Below are 16,800 nucleotides of genomic sequence, written 5' to 3' on the forward strand. Positions count from 1 at the left end.
ACGCGTCCCCGGGGACCACCACCGGGACGCCGGGTCGCGTGACCTAGGTCCCCTCCCGGCTCAGCGGACGAGCACCGTGACCGTCCCGAGCACCACCGTCACGGCGGGCAGGAGCAGTGCGCCCCAGCGCCCCGTGCTGTCGGTGCGGGCGTGCGGCGCGTCGTCGAGCGGGTCGACGACGGGGTCGCCCGAGCCCTGCTCGCGCAGGCCCCAGACGGTCCCCACGAGGAGCGCGACCGCGGCCGCGACCAGGACCGGGACCGCAGGGAGGCTCGTGACCGGGGCGCGCAGCGTGACCGCGACGGCCACGAGGGCAGCCGTCACGACCATGTTCCCGAGGACGGTCAGCACGGGGTGGGCGAGCGCGGCGCGCAGCACGCGGTCGCCGGCGCGCCACAGCCCGACGAAGCCCGCGAGCGCGGCGACGAGCACGAGCAGCATCCCGGCCGGGACGACGAGGGCGCCGCCGTCGAGCGCGGGTCGCAGCGACCAGAGCACGCCGAGCATCCCGACCGTCTGCACGGCGGAGGCGGCGACCGTCCGCCCGATCGAGGAGCTCGACTGCGCGGGGTCCTCGGGCAGGTCGAGCGAGCGCGCGTACGCCACGGGATCGCCGAACGCCTCCTGCGCGGTCTCGCCGGAGTCGACGACGTGCGCGTCCACCTCGGCGAGCACCGCGCCGATGCGCGCTCCGGCGACGCCCTGGAGCCGCAGCTCCAGCAGGAGCGCCTCGGCCCAGCGCGGGTCGACGTGCGGCGCGTGGCGGCGCTCGATCGTGTAGCGGGTCGTGTCGCTCATCGGGGGGTCCTTGTCGGGGTGGGATCGGGAGGGGGTGCGTCGGCCGGGATCGCGCCGTCCGGCGAGGGCGCGCCGGACGCGCCGGCGACGAGGGTGGTCGCCGCCGTCGTCACGGCGTCCCAGCGGGAGGTCGCGGCGGCGAGCGCGACGCGACCCTGGTCCGTGACGGCGTAGTACCGACGGCTCGGCCCGCGCTCGCCCTGGTGCCAGGAGGTCGTGACGAGGCCGTCGTCCTCCAGCCGCTGCAGCAGCGGGTAGAGCGTGCCGCCCTTCACGGTGCCGAGGCCCGCGTCGGCGAGCGACCGCGTGATCGCGTAGCCGTAGGTGGGGCCGTGGGCTGCGACGACCGCGAGCACGCACAGCGGCAGCACGCCGCGCAGGAGCTCGCGGTCGAGCCGCTCGTCAAACGTCATGGGCTAGACAGTACGGCTATCTAGTTAGGGAGGCAACCTAGTCGTTCCCGGACAGCCAACCGACGATCGCATGAGTGCTGTTATAACAGTGCTATGACTTCTCCGGACCCGACCACGGTCCCCGGCCGGTGGGACTCCCTGCACGCCGTGCTCCGACGCCTCGACGACGAGATCGAGACCGTCTACGCCGACCGCGGGATCGTGGGGGTGCGCCCGCGGTTCGTCTACCCGCTCATCCGGCTCGCGCACACCGGCCCCCTGACCATCCGAGAGCTCGCCGCCTCGCTCGGCCGCACGCACTCGGCGATGAGCCAGACGGTCACCGCCATGCGGCGCGAGGGCCTCGTCGAGACCGCGCCAGGCGCGGACGCCCGCACGCGCCGCGTCGCGCTCACCGCGCGGTCGCGCGAGCTCGTCCCGCTCCTCGAGGCGGAGTGGCGGGCGACCGAGGAGTCCGTCGCCGAGATCGACGACGAGCTGCCGCACGCCCTGAGCGCGGTCGTCGTCGAGCTGGAGCGCGTGCTCGCCCGTCGGTCGCTGCGCGAGCGGCTCGTCGAGCGCCTCGACGCGGCCGGCCACCCGGCGCCGCGGGAGCGCTGAGGTGCGCGACCACGTCCTCGACCTGCGGCCGCTGCGCGCGAGCCGCGCGTACCGCGACCTGTGGGCCGGGTCCGCCGTGGGCGGCCTCGGGTTCCAGATCGCGAACGTCGCGGTGCTGCTCCAGGTCTGGGAGCTCACCCGCAGCCCGCTGTGGACGGGCACGATCGGCCTCGCCACGGCGGTCCCGCTCCTCACGCTCGGCCTGGTGGGCGGGCACCTCGCCGACGTGCACGACCGCCGCACCCTCATGCGCCTCGCCGCGGTCGGGCAGGTGCTCTCCGCTGCTGGTCTCGCCGCGCAGGCGCTCGCGGGGAACCGGTCGGTGTGGCTCCTGCTCGGGCTCGTCGCCGCCGGCGCGGCGTGCAACGCGCTCGGCTCGCCGGCGCGCCGGACGGTGCCGCCCCGGCTGCTGCCGCCCGACCAGGTCGCCGCGGGTCTCGCGCTGCAGAACCTCGCGTTCCAGGTGGCCATGCTGGTCGGGCCTGCGCTCGCCGGCCTGGTCCTGGCGCGCTGGGACCTGCCCGCGGCGTACGGCCTCCAGGCGGTGGCCGCCGTCGTCGCGCTGCTCGGGCTCGTGCGCCTCCCGCCCCTGCCCCCGCTCCCCGTCGGCACCCCGGCCGCGACCGCGCTCGCCGCCGGGGCCGAAGCGGCACGCCCGGCCCTGCCGGACGACGCGGGCGGCCCGACGCCCGGGCCCGCGCCTCGCCGTCGGGCGGCCGCGGGCGGGTGGTCGATCGTGTGGCGCAAGCCGACGCTGCGCGGCGCCTTCGCGACGGACGTCGCGGCGACCGTGCTCGCCATGCCGATCTCGCTCTTCCCGCTCGTCAACGAGATCCGGTTCGACGGCGACCCCCGCACCCTGGGGCTGTTCCTCTCGGCGGTCGCGGTGGGAGGGATCGGCGCGGGCCTGCTCTCGGGGGCCGTGACGCGGGCGACGCGCTCGGGCGCGCTCCAGCTCGCCGCGGCGGCGACGTGGGGCGTCGCGCTCGCCGGTTTCGGGCTCGCGGGGCCGCTGTGGCTCGCCCTCGCGTGCCTGGCGGTCGCCGGCGCGGCGGACACGGTGTCGGTCGTGACGCGCGGCGCGCTGGTGCAGCTCGAGACGCCCGACGAGTTTCGTGGCCGCGTGTCCTCGGTCGAGCACGTGGTGGGCGTCGCCGGCCCGGAGGTCGGGAACTTCCGCGGGGGAGTGCTCGCGTCGCTGACGTCCGCGCCCGTCGCGCTGGTGGCGGGCGGGCTGGTGGCGAGCGCCGTCGTCGGGCTCGTCGCGTGGGGCAACGCCCCGCTGCGCCGCTACCGCACCCCGGCACCGGACCCCCTCCCCGTCCCGTGAGCGCCGGAGCTCGTCGCGACCGGGCGTCCGGACGCGACGAGCTCCTGCACTCAGGGGGAGGCGGTCAGTCCACGGTCACCGCGTCGAGGACCGGGAGGCGGGCGGCGCGGATCGCGGGCCAGACGCTCGCGACGAGCCCGATGACGACGGCGACACCGAGGATCGCGAGCACCTGGCCCCACGGCACGGCGAGCGTGCTCAGCCCCTCGTCGGCGAGCACGCCCGGGAGGGCGGCGCCGATGCCGATGCCCGTCGCGACGCCGAGCACCGTCCCGTAGACGGCGGTGAGCACCGACTCGATCGCGATGACCCCCGCGAGCTGAAGGCGTCCCAGCCCGACGGCGCGCAGCAGCCCGATCTCGCGCGTGCGCTCGATGATCGACAGCGCGAGCGTGTTGACGATGCCGAGCAGCGCGATGACGATCGACAGCGCGAGCAGGGCGTAGAGGATGACGAGCACCTGGTTCACCTGGTCGGCGAACGCGGACGCGGTCTGCTCCCGGTCGAGCACCGTGACGACGAGGAACGGCTCGACCGCGGACGTCAGGGCGGTGCGCAGCTCCTCGACGTCGGCCGGGCTCGCGCCGTCGGCCGCCGACACGTAGACGATCCGCACGCTCGCCTGGGCGGCCGGCACGACGGCGTCGAACACGTCGTCGCGCACGAGGACGCCGGTCCCCACGAGCTGGCTGTCGATCACCGCGCCCACGCGCGCCTCCACGGCGGCATCGCCCTCGCCGAGCCGCAGCGTGTCGCCCACCTCCCAGCCGCGCTCGCGCGCGGTGCGCCGGTGCACGACGACGTCCCCGTCCTCGAGCGTCGCCGTCGGGTCCCCGGCGAGCGTCACGGGTTCGAGCGCGGTGTCGAAGAACCCGGCGGGCACGCCCGCGACGTCGGTCCCGCGCGCGCCGTCGTCCGTGCCGTCGGCCGTGCTGGAGCCGCCGCCGACCGTGGCGACCGGCGCCGACCCGAGCCGCACCGTGTCCACGACCGCGGCGCCCGGCGTCGCGGTCACGGCCTCGACCGCGCCCTCGGGCACGACGAGCGTCGCGGAGTCGACCACGAGGTCGGCCCGCACCTCGTTCTCGACGATGCTCCGCACCGACGCCTGGGTCGACGCGGCGATGACGCCCGTGACCGACACGAGCGCCATGCCGATGAGCAGGGCTCCCGCGGTGCTCGCGGTGCGGCGGGGGTTGCGCGTGACGTTGCCGCGCGCGAGGCGGCCGAGCGGGCGCAGCGCGACGACGAGCGGCCACGCGAGCACCGCGAGCACGCCGCGCGCGACGGCCGGCGACCCGACGAGCACGCCCACGAGCACGAGCCCGGCCCCGACGCCGAGGAGCAGGCGGGGGCTCAGGTCGTCGACCCAGGCCCAGCCGGTCGGCGCGTCCACGACGGAGGACCCCAGGTATGCGGCGAGCCACAGCACACCGGCGCCCGCCGCGACGACGACCACCCCGCCCACCGCCCGCAGGCCGGTGCCGCGGTCGGGCGCGACGTCGTCGCGCATCGCCTGCACGGGCGGGATCGCGGCGGCCCGCCGCGCGGGCAGCACGGCCGCGAGGACGCTGACGACGGCCCCGAGCGCGACGGCGGCCACGACCTGCGAGGTCCCGAGCGGGACCCGGCCGGAGAACTCGAAGCCGGCGAGCGCGAGCCCCCACCGGATGACCCGCACGAGGCCGGCCCCCGCGAGCACGCCGAACCCGCCACCCACGAGCCCGACGACGAGCGCCTGGACGAGGACCGACGTGAACACCTGGCCCGGCGACGCGCCGAGCGCGCGCAGGAGCGCGAGCTCGCGCAGTCGCTCGCGCACCGACATCGCGAACGTGTTGGCGATGATGAACGCGCCGACGAACAGCGCGATGGCGGCGAACACGAGCAGGAAGGTCTCGACGAACCCGAGCACCTCTTCGACCGCCTCGCTCGCCTCGGCGCGCGCCTGCTCGCCCGTGACGGCCTCCGCGCCGGACGGGAGGACCGACGCGACGCGGTCCGCGAGGGCGTCCTCGTCCACCGGTCCGCTCGCGTCCGCCCAGACCGCGATCTGGGGCACCAGCCCGTCGGGCGCGTAGACCTCGCGCGCCGTGTCGCCGTCGATCCCGACGAGGACCGCACCCGCGGCGGCGGCCTCGATGCCGAACACGCCGGACACGGTCACGGGGCGCGGCTCCCCGCCGAGCACGACCGTGGTCTCGTCGCCCGTGGCGAGGTCAGCGGTCTCGGCCGCGCTCTGCTCCAGGACGATCTCGCCCGGGCCGGGCCACGCGCCGTCGAGCAGCGTGAGGCTCGGGTCCTCCGGGTCGACGGAGAACGCCGTGCTCGGCGGGCCCGTGGTCACGACGGCGGTGCCGTCGGCCGCGACGAGCACGACGGGGCCGGACACGTCCGCCACGGCCCGCTCGACACCGTCGACCCCCTCGACCTCCGTCGCGAGGTCGGCCGGGACGAGCGTGCGGTCGCCCGCGAACCCGCCCCCGCCGGCGGCGCCGCCGCCACCGGGCCCGGACGCGTCGCTCTCGACCTCCTGCGCGCCGCGCACGTAGACGTCGGCCGTGAGCGTCGTCGCGATGATGTCGTCGAACGTGGAGGAGAGCATGCCGCGGAACGCGAACGTGCCGACGACGAACGCGACGCCGAGCGTCACGGCGAGCACCGACAGGACGAACCGCACGACGTGCGCGCGCACGCCCCGCAGCGCGACGCGGATCATGCGCCGGCGTCCGCGGCGAGCGCGAGCGCGTCGAGGATGTCCTGCTGCGTGGGGTCGTGCAGCTCGCCCGCGAGGCGCCCGTCCGCGAGGAAGACGACGCGGTGCGCGTACGACGCCGCGCGCGGGTCGTGCGTGACCATGACGACCGTCTGGTCGAGCTCGTCGACGGAGCGGCGCAGGAACGTGAGGACCTCGCCCGCGGAGCGCGAGTCGAGGTTGCCGGTCGGCTCGTCGGCGAACACGATCGAGGGCCGCGACACGAGCGCCCGCGCGCACGCCACGCGCTGCTGCTGCCCACCGGAGAGCTCGGAGGGGCGGTGGTGCAGGCGGTCGGTGAGCCCGACGGCGGTCGTCACCTCGTCGAACCAGTCGCGGTCCACGCGGGTGCGCGCGATGTCGAGCGGGAGCGTGATGTTCTCCGCGGCCGTGAGCGTCGGGACGAGGTTGTACGCCTGGAAGACGAACCCGACGCGCGTGCGGCGCAGAGCCGTGAGCCGCCGCTGCGACATCCGGCTGATCTCCTGCCCGTCGATCACCACGCTGCCGGAGGTCGGGGAGTCCAGCCCGGCGAGGCAGTGCATGAGCGTCGACTTGCCGGACCCGGACGGCCCCATGATCGCCGTGAGCCGGCCGCGCGCGAAGTCGACGTCGACGCCGTCGAGCGCGCGGACGGCCGTCGGGCCGGATCCGTAGACCTTGACGAGGTCGCGCGCGCTCGCCCGTGCCTCGGGCTCGGGTCCGGCGTCGGTCGGCGTGCCGGTCCGGGGCGCGGGGGTCGTCATGCCCCCATCGTGACGTGCCGCGCGGCGGCGCGCACCACCCGTGCGGGGGAGGGTGGCTCGCGCGCCCGACGCGCGGCCTGTGGACGAGCGGCGGCGAGGCCCGCGCAGGGCGATAGCGTGGGCGCATGAGCACCGTCGCCCCGCCGCCCGCCGCGCACCCCGACGAGACCCCGGCCGCCACCGGCGTCCACCCGTTCCCCGACCTGTCCGCCGAGGTGACGGGCACGGTCCCCGACCCGCGCAGCGCGCCCCCGATCCGCTGGGGCATCCTCGGCGCAGGCGGCATCGCGTCGTCGTTCGCGGAGGCGGTGCGCCTGCACACCCAGGGTCGCGTCGCCTCGGTGGGCTCGCGCGACCGCGTGCGCGCCGAGCGCTTCGCGACCGCGCACGGCGTCCCGACGACGCACCACGGCTACGACGAGCTCGTCGAGGACCCGCAGGTGGACGTCGTGTACGTCGCGACGCCGCACTCGCACCACCACGAGCACGCCCTGCTCGCGATCCGCGCGGGCAAGCACGTCCTCGTCGAGAAGGCGTTCACGCGCAACGAGGCCGAGGCGGTCGAGGTGCTCGACGCCGCGCGCGAGGCGGGCGTGTTCGTCATGGAGGCCATGTGGACGCGGTTCCTGCCGCACGTCGCCGCGCTGCGCGGCGTGATCGCGCGCGGCGAGATCGGCGACGTCGTGAACCTCAGCGCGGACCACGGCCAGTGGTTCCCGTTCGACCCCGAGCACCGGCTCTACGCGCCGGAGCTGGCGGGCGGCGCGCTGCTCGACCTGGGCGTCTACCCGGTGTCGTTCGCGCACGACCTGCTGGGCGCGCCGTCGACAGTGACGGCCGTCGGTGCACTCACGGAGACGGGCGTGGACGGGCAGGTGAGCATCGTGCTCGGCTGCGGCGACACGCAGGCGACGCTCTCGACCACGCTGTGGTCGCGCACCGCGAACACGGCGGTGATCTCGGGCACGGCGGGCCGCATCGAGGTCGAGGGCACGTTCTACGCGCCGACGTCGTTCCGGGTCGTCCGGCACGACGGCGCGTCCTGGTACTACGACGGCTTCTCCGGCGAGGGCAAGCAGTACCAGGCCGCCGAGGTCGCGCGCCGCGTCGCCGCGGGCGAGACGCAGAGCCCGCGCATGTCGTGGGACTCGACGCTCGAGGTCATGCGCACGCTCGACGAGGTGCGTCGCCAGGTCGGGGTCGTCTACCCCGGGGAGTGACGCCCGCGGGCGGGCGTCGCGTCAGTCGGTGTGCTCGACGACGTAGCTGCGGCCGTCGGGGCCGGTGACCCGCTCGAAGCGGGTGCGCAGCTCCTGGTCGCGCTCGCGCTCGGCGTCGGACACGCCGCGGCCGTCGGCCTCCTGTCGCCCCAGCTGTGCCGGGCCGAAGATCGGCAGGAAGCCCTCGGTGATGCGCATGCCGAGCGTGCGCTTGTCGTTCTTGCGCGCCACGGTGTCCTCCGCTGGTGTCGCGTCGCCGGCCCGGGGGCCGGTGGCTGGTGCTCGTCCGCTGATGGTTGGTGCACCAATGATTGGCGTACCAAGAATAGCGCGATCCTCGGTAGCATGGCGCCATGACGAGCGAGGAGAACGGCGGGGCGTCCGCACCGGGCGCGGCGACGCTGTTCGCGGACCCGCTCGCGCTCGAGGCGCAGGTGTGCTTCGCGCTCTCGGCGGGCGCGCGCGGCATGGTCGCCCTGTACCGGCCGCTGCTCGAGCCCCTGGGCATCACCCACCCGCAGTACCTCGTGCTGCTCGCGCTGTGGCAGGACGACGCGGCGGGCACGACGTCGACCGTCGGCGACCTCGCGGCGCGGCTGCACCTCGACGCGGGGACGCTCTCGCCGCTCCTCAAGCGGCTCGAGAGCCTCGGCTACGTGCGCCGTTCTCGCTCGCCCGACGACGGCCGCCAGGTCCGCGTGACGCTCACGCCCGAGGGGCGGGCGCGGCGTCGTGACGCGGAGCGCATCCCGCCCGCGATCGTCGCCGCCACGGGCCTCACCCTCGACGAGCTGGCGGAGATTCACGCCGCCGCGTCGAAGGTCGTCGCGGCCGCCCAGCGAGCGTCCGTCTACTGAGGATCAGCCCGCTGCAGTCCGCCGAGCAGGGGGGTTGGCCCGTCAAGGGAGGAGGACGGGAGACGACCGCAGGGTCGGCGGGGTGGTCAGGCGTCCGTGATCCGGATGCCGTCCGGGCCTGCGGCGAAGCGCACCGCCGCCAGACCCGCCGCCAGCGCGTCGGGTGCAGGGGACGCGGACGCCAGCTCGTCGGCCGTGTGCGTGCCCGTCACGACGAGCACGGCGCACCCCGCGGCGCGGGCGGACGCGACCCCGGCCGGGGCGTCCTCGACGACGAGGCACCGCGCCGGGTCCACGCCCAGGCGCTCCGCGCCGAGGAGGAACGGGTCCGGGTCGGGCTTGCCGTGGGCGACGTCGTCCGCGGTGACGACCACCGACGGCGCGACGAGGCCCGACGCGGCCATGCGCGCCGCCGCGAGGGGGCGGGTGCACGACGTGACGATCGCCTGCCGCTCCGGGGGCAGGGCGGCGAGCGCGTCGCGCGTCCCCGGCAGGATCGTCACGCCCTCGTTGTCCTCGAGCTCCAGCTCGTGGATGCGGTCGTACGCGGGCTCGACCTGGTCGGCCGGCAGGAGCGTCGCGATGAGCGTGCGCGCGGGGGTGCCGTGCTGGATCTGGAAGTCCTCGGCGTCGGGCAGCCCGTGCTCCGCGGCCCAGCGACGCCAGTTCCGGTCCACCGCCGGGACCGAGTCGATGAGGGTGCCGTCCATGTCGAACAGCACGGCGTGGAACGTCCGCCCGGCGAACGCGACGCCGGGGGTGGGCAGAGGAGCGGGCGCGGGGTCCGTCGCGGGGGCGGTCACGGGATCGGGCATGGCCCGAGGCTATCCCGCGCGTCCGGCGCCTGCGGCCGTCCCGCACGACCGGCGGCCGGGGGACCGGCCCGTGTCCGACGTCGCGACTAGGGTGGTCGCCGTGAGCGCACCCGGGTACTTCATCTCTTTCGAGGGCGGCGACGGCGTCGGCAAGTCGACGCAGGCGCGCCTGCTCGGGCAGTGGCTCGGCGAGCTCACAGGGCGCGAGGTCGTGCTGACGCGCGAGCCGGGCGGCACGGAGCTCGGCAAGGAGCTGCGCGCCGCGGTGCTCCACGGGCAGGACATGGACCCCCGCACGGAGGCGCTCATCTACGCCGCGGACCGCGCGCACCACGTCGCGAGCCTCGTGCGCCCCGCGCTCGAGCGCGGCGCGATCGTCGTCACGGACCGCTACCTCGACTCGTCGGTCGCCTACCAGGCGGGCGGGCGCGAGCTCGGTGCGGACGAGGTCGAGCTCATCTCCCGCTGGGCCGTGCAGGACCTCCTGCCCGACGTGACGATCCTGCTCGACCTCGACCCGGCGGTCGCCGCCGGTCGCATCCGCCGCCAGCACGACCGCCTCGAGCGCGCGGGGGCGGAGTTCCACCGCCGCACGCGCGAGGCGTTCCTCACGCGCGCGGCGTCGGACCCGGACCGCTGGGTCGTCCTCGACGCCGCGGGCTCGGTCGACGACCTCCAGGCGCAGATCCGGGTCGACGTCGCCGCGCGGCTCGAGCTCACGCCCGTCGTCGAGGAGGCCGAGGACACGGTCGCCGCGCTGCCCGACGACGGCTTCGACGACACGGACAGCGCGATCGGCTACGCGCCGGGCACGGACCTCCTCCCGGGCGCCCCGGCGCGGCCTGCCGGGGACGCGCGCGCATGAGCGTCTGGGACGACGTCGTCGGGCAGGAGCAGGCCGTCGCGACGCTCCGTGCCGCGGCCACCGACCCCGCCGCGATGACCCACGCGTGGCTGCTCACCGGCCCGCCCGGGTCCGGCCGCTCGAACGCCGCGCGCGCGTTCGCGGCCGCGCTCCAGTGCGAGCAGGGCGGCTGCGGGCGCTGCCAGGCGTGCCGCACGACCCTCGCCGGGACGCACCCGGACGTGACGCTCGTCGCGACCGAGCTCGTGACCATCAAGATCGACGACGTGCGCGACCTGGTGACGGTCGCGAGCCGCAGCCCGTCGCAGGGTCGGCGTCGGGTCATCGTCGTCGAGGACGCCGACCGCATGGCGGAGCGCACCACGAACGTCCTCCTCAAGGCGATCGAGGAGCCCGCCCCGCACACGGTGTGGATCCTCTGCGCCCCGAGCCCGCAGGACGTGCTCGTGACGATCCGCTCGCGGTGCCGCGGGGTCGTGCTGCGGGTGCCGCCGGTCGAGGCCGTCGCGGGCCTGCTCGTGCAGCGCGACGGCGTCGACGAGCACGTCGCCCTCGTCGCGGCGCGCGCGGCCCAGAGCCACATCGGCCTCGCCCGGCGCCTCGCGCGGGACGCGGGCGCGCGCGAGCGCCGCACGTCCGTGCTGTCGCTCGCCCGGCGGGTCCGCGGGGTGGGCGACGCCGTGCTCGCGGCGGGAGAGCTCGTGGACCTCGCGCAGGCCGAGGCGAAGGCGGCGACGGAGGAGCGCGACGCCGCGGAGAAGGCCGAGCTCCTGCGTGCGCTCGGCGTCGCGGACGGCGAGACGCTCCCGCCGCGGCTGCGCTCCCAGCTCCGCGACCTCGAGGCCGACCAGAAGCGGCGTGCGACGCGCCACCAGCGCGACGTGCTCGACCGCGCGATGGTCGACCTGCTCTCGCTGTACCGCGACGTGCTCGTGGTCCAGCTCGGGGCGCAGGTCGAGCTCGTCAACACCGAGCTCGCCGAGACGGTGAGCGCGCTCGCGCAGGACTCGACGCCCGAGCAGACGGTGCGGCGCATGGACGCGATCGGCGTCGCGCGCGAGCGGCTCGAGGGCAACGTCGCGCCGCTGCTGGCCGTGGAGGCGATGGTCGTCGCGCTGCGCCCCCAGGGCTGACGGCCGCTAGCTCGACGGCGCCGCCGCGCGGAGCTTCTCCAGGAGCGGCCCGGCCGCGGTCTCGAGGAACTCGCGCTGCCCGACCTCGCCCACCTGGACGAGCGCGAGGTCGGTGAATCCTGCCTCCCACCACGCGGACGCCGCCTCGACGACCGCGTCCAGGTCGGGGCCGCACGGGATGGACGCGGCCACGTCCTCGGGCCGCACGAACGCCGTCGCCGCCTCGAACGCCTCGGTCGTCGGCAGGTCCGCGTTGACGCGCCAGCCGCCGCCGAACCACCGGAACTGCTCGTGCGCGCGCGCCACGGCGGTCTCCTCGTCCGGGTCCCAGCAGATCGGCATCTGCCCGACGACGCGCGACGGCGCGAGCTCGGCGCGCTCGCGGACGGAGGACCACCGCTGCACGACACCGGCCTCGGGCTCGGTGGTGACGAGGTGGTCGGCCAGCGGGGCGAACCGCTCGATCGACTGCGGCCCGGAGACGGCCACGCCGATCTCGACGGTCTCGTCGGGCAGGTCCCAGAGCTTGGCGGAGTCGACGCGGTAGTGGACGCCGTCGAACGTGAGGCGCTCGCCGTCGAGCAGCGAGCGGATGATCTGCACCGCCTCCTCGAGCATGTCGTGCCGCTCGCCGACGGCGGGCCAGCGCTCGCCCGCCACGTGCTCGTTGAGGTTCTCCCCGGCGCCGAGCCCGAGGGTGAAGCGGTCGTCGGACAGGAGCGCCACGGTCGCGGCCTTCTGCGCCACGACCGCGGGGTGGTAGCGCAGGAGGGGGCAGGTCACGTACGTCATGAGGCCGACGCGCTCGGTCGCCTGGGCGACCGCCCCGAGCACGGACCACGCGTACGGGGCGTGGCCCTGGGCGTCGAGCCAGGGGAAGTAGTGGTCGCTCATCACCTCGAAGTCGAAGCCGACGCGCTCCGCGTCGACCGCGTGCTCCACGAGCGCACGAGGGCCGGACTGCTCGGTCATGAGGGTGTAGCCGAAGCGGGTCATGTCTCGATCGTGGGACGGGCCGGGCGCACCCGCACGCGGGTACGCCCGGCCCGGGGGAGGGAGGGGTCGGTCAGGCGAGCGCCTTCGCCTTGAGCTGCGCGAACTCCTCGGGGGTGATGGCGCCCGAGTCGAGGAGCGACTTGGCGTGGGAGATCTGCTCGGCCGGCGACGTCGTCGCGACCTGGCGGATGTAGGCGTCCGTGTCGTGCTTCGCCTGGACGACGGCCGCGGCCTGTCGCTCCGCCATGCCGCGCCCCCGCGCGATGAGGTAGACGAGCGACGTCAGTACGGGCAGGAAGATGAGGAAGATGATCCAGACTGCCTTCCACCACCCGGAGAGCTCCCGGTCACGGAACAGGTCCGCGATGATCTGGAAGAGCACGATGAGGTACGCGATGAAGAAGAAGCTCCACACGAGGAGCCAGAAGAAGTCCCAGAAGTCCACGGTCACGCCCTTTCTCGACGGGTCCCGCGACGCGACGGCCTGCTGCCCCGCGCCATCAGGGCGAACGTAGCGACGTCGCGACGATCGCGCCCGGCGAGACGCACGGTGCCCGGCTCACGGGGTCCCGGACGGCGCCTCGGGGGGTGGCCCCGTCGGCGCGCCCGGCCCGTCCGACGGCGCACCCGACGGCCCGTCCGACGGCGCGGCCGACGGTGGGGTCGGGACCCGCCGCGCGCGGACCACGTCGCCCACGATGACCGCCAGCAGGACGCCGTCCGTCACCCAGTTGAGCGCGAGCGGCGAGAGCCACGCGTGGAGGGCGAAGAGCACGCCGACCGCGACCGCGCCCAGCACGTGCGGGAGCGACCAGCGCCCGCCCGTCGCGCGCCGGAACAGCGCGTTCCCCACGAGGTACGTCGCCGCCGCCCCGCACACGAGGCCGGCGGTCCAGGCGTCGGCGTGACCGCCGTCGTGCCCGAGCGGGTGCAGGAGCACGAGCTCGTCGGCGACGGCGGTGAGCACGATCCCGGCGACGATGACGAAGGGGACGTACGTGTACGCCGTCTGGGCGACCATCCCGCGCTCGGCGCGCGACGTGAAGTACTCGGTGGCGCGCCGTTCGGACCGGTCGAAGAACAGCAGCCACATGAGCACGGTGCTCGCGAACGCGGAGCAGAACGCGGAGACGGTCGTGAGGTCGAGGGGGAGCTCGGCGAACGCGGCGCCCGTGACGATGATCGACTCGCCCAGGCAGATGATGACGAACAGGCTGACGCGCTCGGCCATGTGCTCCCCGCGGACCACCCACGTGCTCGCGCGCGACGCCCCGATCCCCGGGAGCCAGAACATCGCGCGCGGCCCGGCGACGTCGATCGCGGCCGCGACCGCCCACAGCAGCAGCCGGTGCTCCTCGACGAGGCCGCCCGCGACCCAGAGCACGCCCGAGGCCGCGAGCCACGTCGTGATGCGGACGAAGTTCACCGCGTTCTCGGGCCACACGCGGCCCATCGCGACCATCGTGAAGAGGCTGCGCCCCACCTGCATCGCGACGAGCATGACGGCGAACAGCAGGCCCTTGTCGTCGAACGCCTCCGGGATCGCGCTCGCGAGGACGAGGCCCAGCAGCATGAGCACCACGAGCAGGCCCCGCACCGGCAGGCGCTCGGGGTCGAGCCAGTTCGTCACCCACATCGTGTCGACCCACACCCACCAGACGGCGACGCCGAGCAGGAGCGTGTGCCCGAGCGCCTCGACGCCGGGGTGCGCGATGAGCCCGTGCGAGAGCTGGGTGACCGCGAAGACGAACACCAGGTCGAAGAACAGCTCCACGTACCCGACGCGGCTCGAGTCGCCGCCGTCGCCGTGCCGCAGGAGGTCGGTGCGCAGGCCCCAGCGCAGCGGGGGCCGCTCGGTGCCGCGGGTCGGGTGCGGTGCGTCCATGCGGGGATGCTCCCACCCCGGGTCACCGTCGGGTCACGATCCCGCGGCGCGTCGGCGGTTCGGCGCGCGCGAGGTCCCGGCGCGGACCACGATGGTCGCGCACCCGTCGCCGACCGAGGAGTCCCCATGGTCCCCGCCCGTCGTCCCGCCGCCCGGACCGCGCGCCTCACCGCGGCGCTCGCGCTCACGGCCACGGTCGCCCTGCTCGGGGCGTGCGCGTCCGACACTGACGGGGGCGGTGACGGCACGAGCGCCACCGAGGAGACCACGGAGCCCGACGGCGACCCCTCGTCGGATCCCTCGGCGGAGCCGACCGACGACCCCACCGACGAGCAGCAGGGCCTGCCCGACGCCGCGACGATGGACGTCGTTGCGGGCGCGCACGGCAAGGGCCTGCCGCCCGGCGCGGACGCGCCGACCGAAGGCGGCACCGGCGCCGCGTGGAGCGCCGAGCCGGGCCTCCTGCTCGTCGTGACGTTCGGGTCCAGCTCGTGCCCGCTGCTCGCCGAGGACGACGCCGCGGTCGAGGGGAGCGACGTCGTCGTGTCGTTCGTCGACATCCCCGCCGACACCGCGTGCACCATGGACTACGTCCCCGCGACGTCCGTCGTCGCGGTGCCCGACGACGTGGACACGAGCGCCGACGTGAGCGTCGTGCTCGGGGACCGCGGGACCGTCGTCGTGCCGCCGCCGGCCGAGGGCGCGGCCGGCGAGTTCGCCTGGACCGCGGGGTGACGACCCGCGCGGTGAAGAGCGCGTGAAAGGACGGGCCGCCGCCGGTGGGCCGTCTCCCGCGCGACGGGCGAGCGGCTACCGTGTCCGGGTGACGACGTCCCCCTCCTCCCGCCCCGCTCGCCGCGCCCTGGCCTGCGCCGCGACCCTCGCGCTGGCCCTCGTCGCGGGCGCGTGCTCGGCGCCCCCGAAGCAGCAGACCCCGGTCGAGGACGTCCCGACCGCGTCGTCGACCGGCACGGGCGAGACGGGACCGGAGGGCTTCGAGGAGTTCTACGGGCAGACCCTCGCGTGGGAGGACTGCGGGGCCGGCTGGGAGTGCACGACGGCGCGCGCCCCCCTCTCCTGGCAGGACCCGGCGGCGGGCGAGATCGAGCTCGCGGTCAAGCGCCAGCCCGCGACCGGCGAGCGCATCGGCTCGCTCCTCACCAACCCCGGCGGGCCCGGCGCGTCGGGCGTCGACTTTGTCGCGTCGCTCGCGCCGACCGTCGGCGAGAGCGTCACCGCGGCCTACGACCTCGTGGGCTTCGACCCTCGCGGCGTCGGGCAGTCGTCGCCCGTCGTGTGCCTCGACGACGCCGCCAAGGACGAGTCCCTGTCGCGCGACTTCGACACGGACGAGGCGGGGCTCGAGGCGCTCGCGGAGGACCGTCGCGCGTGGGCCGACGCGTGCGCCGAGAACACGGGCGAGCTGCTCGGCCAGGTCGACACCCAGAGCGCCGCGCGCGACATGGACATGCTGCGCGCCGTCCTCGGCGACGAGAAGCTCGCGTACCTGGGCTACTCCTACGGCACGCAGCTCGGGGCCACGTACGCCGGGCTGTTCCCGGACAAGGTCGGCCGCATGGTGCTGGACGGGGCGATCGACACCTCGCTCGACCCGGACGAGATCTCCGAGCAGCAGGCCGTCGGCTTCGAGAACGCCCTGCGCGCGTACGTCGAGGACTGCGAGGCCGGCGCCAAGTGCCCCCTGGAGGGCGACACGGACGCGGGGATGCGTCAGATCCGCTCGCTCCTCGACGCCGCGAAGGCGAACCCGCTCCCGACGGACTCGGGTCGCAGCGTCACGCAGACCCTCGGTTTCTACGGCGTCGCCGTCACGCTGTACAACGACCAGAGCTGGCCCGTGCTCACGCAGGCGCTCACCGAGGCGTTCGAGGAGGGCACCGGCAACGGCCTGCTCTACCTCGCCGACTTCTACAACGACCGGAACGCCGACGGCACGTACTCGTCGAACTCGTCCGAGGCGTTCCGGGCCGTGAACTGCCTCGACGGGCGCCAGGACGACGACCCCGCCGCGATGCAGGCCCAGCTCGAGCGGCTCGAGGAGGAGGCCCCGACCATGGGCTACTTCTTCGCGTTCGGCGGGCTCACGTGCGAGGGCTGGGCGTACCCCGTCGTCGACCAGGAGTTCGACCTCGCCGCGGAGGGCGCCGCGCCGATCCTCGTCATCGGCACGACCAACGACCCGGCCACCCCGTACGTGTGGGCCGAGGGCCTCGCCGACACGCTCGACTCCGCCGTCCTGGTCACCTGGGAGGGCGAGGGACACACCGCGTACGGGCGCGCGAACGACTGCCTGAGCGACGCCGTGGACGCCTACCTCGTGGACGGGACCGTCCCCGAGGACGGGCTCCGCTGCTGACGCGGAGGGT

17 protein-coding genes are annotated in these 16,800 nt (G+C 75.4%); 8 read left to right on the forward strand and 9 right to left on the reverse strand.

All coding sequences use genetic code 11. The annotated features are described in order from the left end of the window. Positions 1–60: 60 nt before the first annotated feature. The gene (locus tag ACPCUX_RS07725; protein ID WP_423388481.1) at positions 61–798 is read right to left on the reverse strand and encodes a hypothetical protein; all 738 of its coding nucleotides are present in this window, start codon (positions 796–798) and stop codon (positions 61–63) included. Then, complete coding sequence (locus ACPCUX_RS07730) at positions 795–1,211, reverse strand: PadR family transcriptional regulator (protein WP_423388482.1); 417 nt, start codon at positions 1,209–1,211, stop codon at positions 795–797. The genes ACPCUX_RS07725 and ACPCUX_RS07730 overlap by 4 nt, the downstream gene beginning before the upstream one ends. 93 nt (positions 1,212–1,304) lie before the next feature. Between ACPCUX_RS07730 and ACPCUX_RS07735 the strand changes: the two genes are divergently transcribed. Both ACPCUX_RS07735 and ACPCUX_RS07740 read left to right on the forward strand, forming a co-directional pair. Continuing rightward, positions 1,305–1,811 (forward strand): MarR family winged helix-turn-helix transcriptional regulator, encoded by a 507-nt coding sequence (locus ACPCUX_RS07735; protein ID WP_076403422.1) that lies wholly within the window; start codon positions 1,305–1,307, stop codon positions 1,809–1,811. Between the two features lies 1 nt (position 1,812). Then, the gene (locus ACPCUX_RS07740; protein WP_085386532.1) at positions 1,813–3,141 is read left to right on the forward strand and encodes an MFS transporter; all 1,329 of its coding nucleotides are present in this window, start codon (positions 1,813–1,815) and stop codon (positions 3,139–3,141) included. 64 nt (positions 3,142–3,205) lie between these two features. On the opposite strand, the gene ACPCUX_RS07745 is transcribed toward ACPCUX_RS07740, so the two are convergent. Together ACPCUX_RS07745 and ACPCUX_RS07750 are read right to left on the reverse strand one after the other, a co-directional pair. Then, a complete protein-coding gene (locus ACPCUX_RS07745) occupies positions 3,206–5,860 on the reverse strand; it encodes an ABC transporter permease (protein ID WP_423388483.1) in 2,655 nt (884 codons plus the stop codon). Continuing rightward, on the reverse strand, positions 5,857–6,642 hold the full coding sequence (locus tag ACPCUX_RS07750; RefSeq protein ID WP_144681809.1) for an ABC transporter ATP-binding protein: 786 nt from the start codon (positions 6,640–6,642) through the stop codon (positions 5,857–5,859). The genes ACPCUX_RS07745 and ACPCUX_RS07750 overlap by 4 nt, the downstream gene beginning before the upstream one ends. Before the next feature lie 125 nt (positions 6,643–6,767). On the opposite strand from ACPCUX_RS07750, the gene ACPCUX_RS07755 reads away from it, so the two are divergent. Continuing rightward, positions 6,768–7,862: a Gfo/Idh/MocA family protein gene (locus ACPCUX_RS07755; protein WP_423388484.1), complete on the forward strand. Its 1,095-nt coding sequence runs from the start codon at positions 6,768–6,770 to the stop codon at positions 7,860–7,862. 21 nt (positions 7,863–7,883) lie between these two features. Here ACPCUX_RS07755 and ACPCUX_RS07760 read toward each other — a convergent pair whose 3' ends face one another. Further along, positions 7,884–8,093 carry a hypothetical protein gene (locus ACPCUX_RS07760; RefSeq protein WP_021482922.1) on the reverse strand — a complete coding sequence of 70 codons (210 nt, stop codon included), beginning with the start codon at positions 8,091–8,093 and terminating at the stop codon, positions 7,884–7,886. Between the two features lie 122 nt (positions 8,094–8,215). On the opposite strand from ACPCUX_RS07760, the gene ACPCUX_RS07765 reads away from it, so the two are divergent. Beyond that, positions 8,216–8,719, forward strand: a complete 504-nt coding sequence (locus tag ACPCUX_RS07765; protein ID WP_051027593.1) for a MarR family winged helix-turn-helix transcriptional regulator — start codon at positions 8,216–8,218, stop codon at positions 8,717–8,719. Between the two features lie 86 nt (positions 8,720–8,805). Here the strand turns inward: ACPCUX_RS07765 and ACPCUX_RS07770 are convergent, their stop codons facing one another. Then, on the reverse strand, positions 8,806–9,534 hold the full coding sequence (locus ACPCUX_RS07770) for an HAD-IA family hydrolase (protein WP_415297891.1): 729 nt from the start codon (positions 9,532–9,534) through the stop codon (positions 8,806–8,808). Positions 9,535–9,634: 100 nt separating this feature from the next. Between ACPCUX_RS07770 and tmk the strand changes: the two genes are divergently transcribed. Beyond that, positions 9,635–10,399 carry a dTMP kinase gene (gene tmk / locus ACPCUX_RS07775; RefSeq protein ID WP_083385458.1) on the forward strand — a complete coding sequence of 255 codons (765 nt, stop codon included), beginning with the start codon at positions 9,635–9,637 and terminating at the stop codon, positions 10,397–10,399. Beyond that, positions 10,396–11,532 carry a DNA polymerase III subunit delta' gene (locus tag ACPCUX_RS07780; RefSeq protein WP_061266602.1) on the forward strand — a complete coding sequence of 379 codons (1,137 nt, stop codon included), beginning with the start codon at positions 10,396–10,398 and terminating at the stop codon, positions 11,530–11,532. Before tmk ends, ACPCUX_RS07780 begins: the two co-directional genes overlap by 4 nt. Positions 11,533–11,538: 6 nt before the next feature. On the opposite strand, the gene ACPCUX_RS07785 is transcribed toward ACPCUX_RS07780, so the two are convergent. The 3 genes from ACPCUX_RS07785 to ACPCUX_RS07795 form a co-directional block, all read right to left on the reverse strand. After that, positions 11,539–12,528 carry a TIGR03557 family F420-dependent LLM class oxidoreductase gene (locus ACPCUX_RS07785; protein ID WP_034650456.1) on the reverse strand — a complete coding sequence of 330 codons (990 nt, stop codon included), beginning with the start codon at positions 12,526–12,528 and terminating at the stop codon, positions 11,539–11,541. A 70-nt stretch (positions 12,529–12,598) separates the two neighbouring features. Then, positions 12,599–12,979 (reverse strand): SHOCT domain-containing protein, encoded by a 381-nt coding sequence (locus ACPCUX_RS07790; RefSeq protein WP_051027601.1) that lies wholly within the window; start codon positions 12,977–12,979, stop codon positions 12,599–12,601. A gap of 108 nt (positions 12,980–13,087) precedes the next feature. Next, positions 13,088–14,413: a low temperature requirement protein A gene (locus tag ACPCUX_RS07795; protein WP_423388485.1), complete on the reverse strand. Its 1,326-nt coding sequence runs from the start codon at positions 14,411–14,413 to the stop codon at positions 13,088–13,090. A gap of 126 nt (positions 14,414–14,539) precedes the next feature. On the opposite strand from ACPCUX_RS07795, the gene ACPCUX_RS07800 reads away from it, so the two are divergent. Then, a complete protein-coding gene (locus ACPCUX_RS07800; protein ID WP_423388486.1) occupies positions 14,540–15,148 on the forward strand; it encodes a hypothetical protein in 609 nt (202 codons plus the stop codon). A gap of 88 nt (positions 15,149–15,236) precedes the next feature. Further along, positions 15,237–16,790, forward strand: a complete 1,554-nt coding sequence (locus tag ACPCUX_RS07805) for an alpha/beta hydrolase (RefSeq protein ID WP_423388487.1) — start codon at positions 15,237–15,239, stop codon at positions 16,788–16,790. Positions 16,791–16,800: the final 10 nt, after the last annotated feature.

Origin of the sequence: Cellulosimicrobium sp. AB352 (assembly GCF_049538415.1) — a bacterium.
Lineage (GTDB): Bacteria > Actinomycetota > Actinomycetes > Actinomycetales > Cellulomonadaceae > Cellulosimicrobium > Cellulosimicrobium funkei.

Excerpts from the sequence above, each read along its gene's own strand:
- ACPCUX_RS07725 (WP_423388481.1), bottom strand. The coding sequence starts at position 798 with ATGAGCGACACGACCCGCTACACGATCGAGCGCCGCCACGCGCCGCAC.
- ACPCUX_RS07730 (WP_423388482.1), bottom strand. The coding sequence starts at position 1,211 with ATGACGTTTGACGAGCGGCTCGACCGCGAGCTCCTGCGCGGCGTGCTG.
- ACPCUX_RS07735 (WP_076403422.1), top strand. The coding sequence starts at position 1,305 with ATGACTTCTCCGGACCCGACCACGGTCCCCGGCCGGTGGGACTCCCTG.
- ACPCUX_RS07745 (WP_423388483.1), bottom strand. The coding sequence starts at position 5,860 with ATGATCCGCGTCGCGCTGCGGGGCGTGCGCGCGCACGTCGTGCGGTTC.
- ACPCUX_RS07750 (WP_144681809.1), bottom strand. The coding sequence starts at position 6,642 with ATGACGACCCCCGCGCCCCGGACCGGCACGCCGACCGACGCCGGACCC.
- ACPCUX_RS07755 (WP_423388484.1), top strand. The coding sequence starts at position 6,768 with ATGAGCACCGTCGCCCCGCCGCCCGCCGCGCACCCCGACGAGACCCCG.
- ACPCUX_RS07765 (WP_051027593.1), top strand. The coding sequence starts at position 8,216 with ATGACGAGCGAGGAGAACGGCGGGGCGTCCGCACCGGGCGCGGCGACG.
- ACPCUX_RS07770 (WP_415297891.1), bottom strand. The coding sequence starts at position 9,534 with ATGCCCGATCCCGTGACCGCCCCCGCGACGGACCCCGCGCCCGCTCCT.
- ACPCUX_RS07780 (WP_061266602.1), top strand. The coding sequence starts at position 10,396 with ATGAGCGTCTGGGACGACGTCGTCGGGCAGGAGCAGGCCGTCGCGACG.
- ACPCUX_RS07785 (WP_034650456.1), bottom strand. The coding sequence starts at position 12,528 with ATGACCCGCTTCGGCTACACCCTCATGACCGAGCAGTCCGGCCCTCGT.
- ACPCUX_RS07795 (WP_423388485.1), bottom strand. The coding sequence starts at position 14,413 with ATGGACGCACCGCACCCGACCCGCGGCACCGAGCGGCCCCCGCTGCGC.
- ACPCUX_RS07800 (WP_423388486.1), top strand. The coding sequence starts at position 14,540 with ATGGTCCCCGCCCGTCGTCCCGCCGCCCGGACCGCGCGCCTCACCGCG.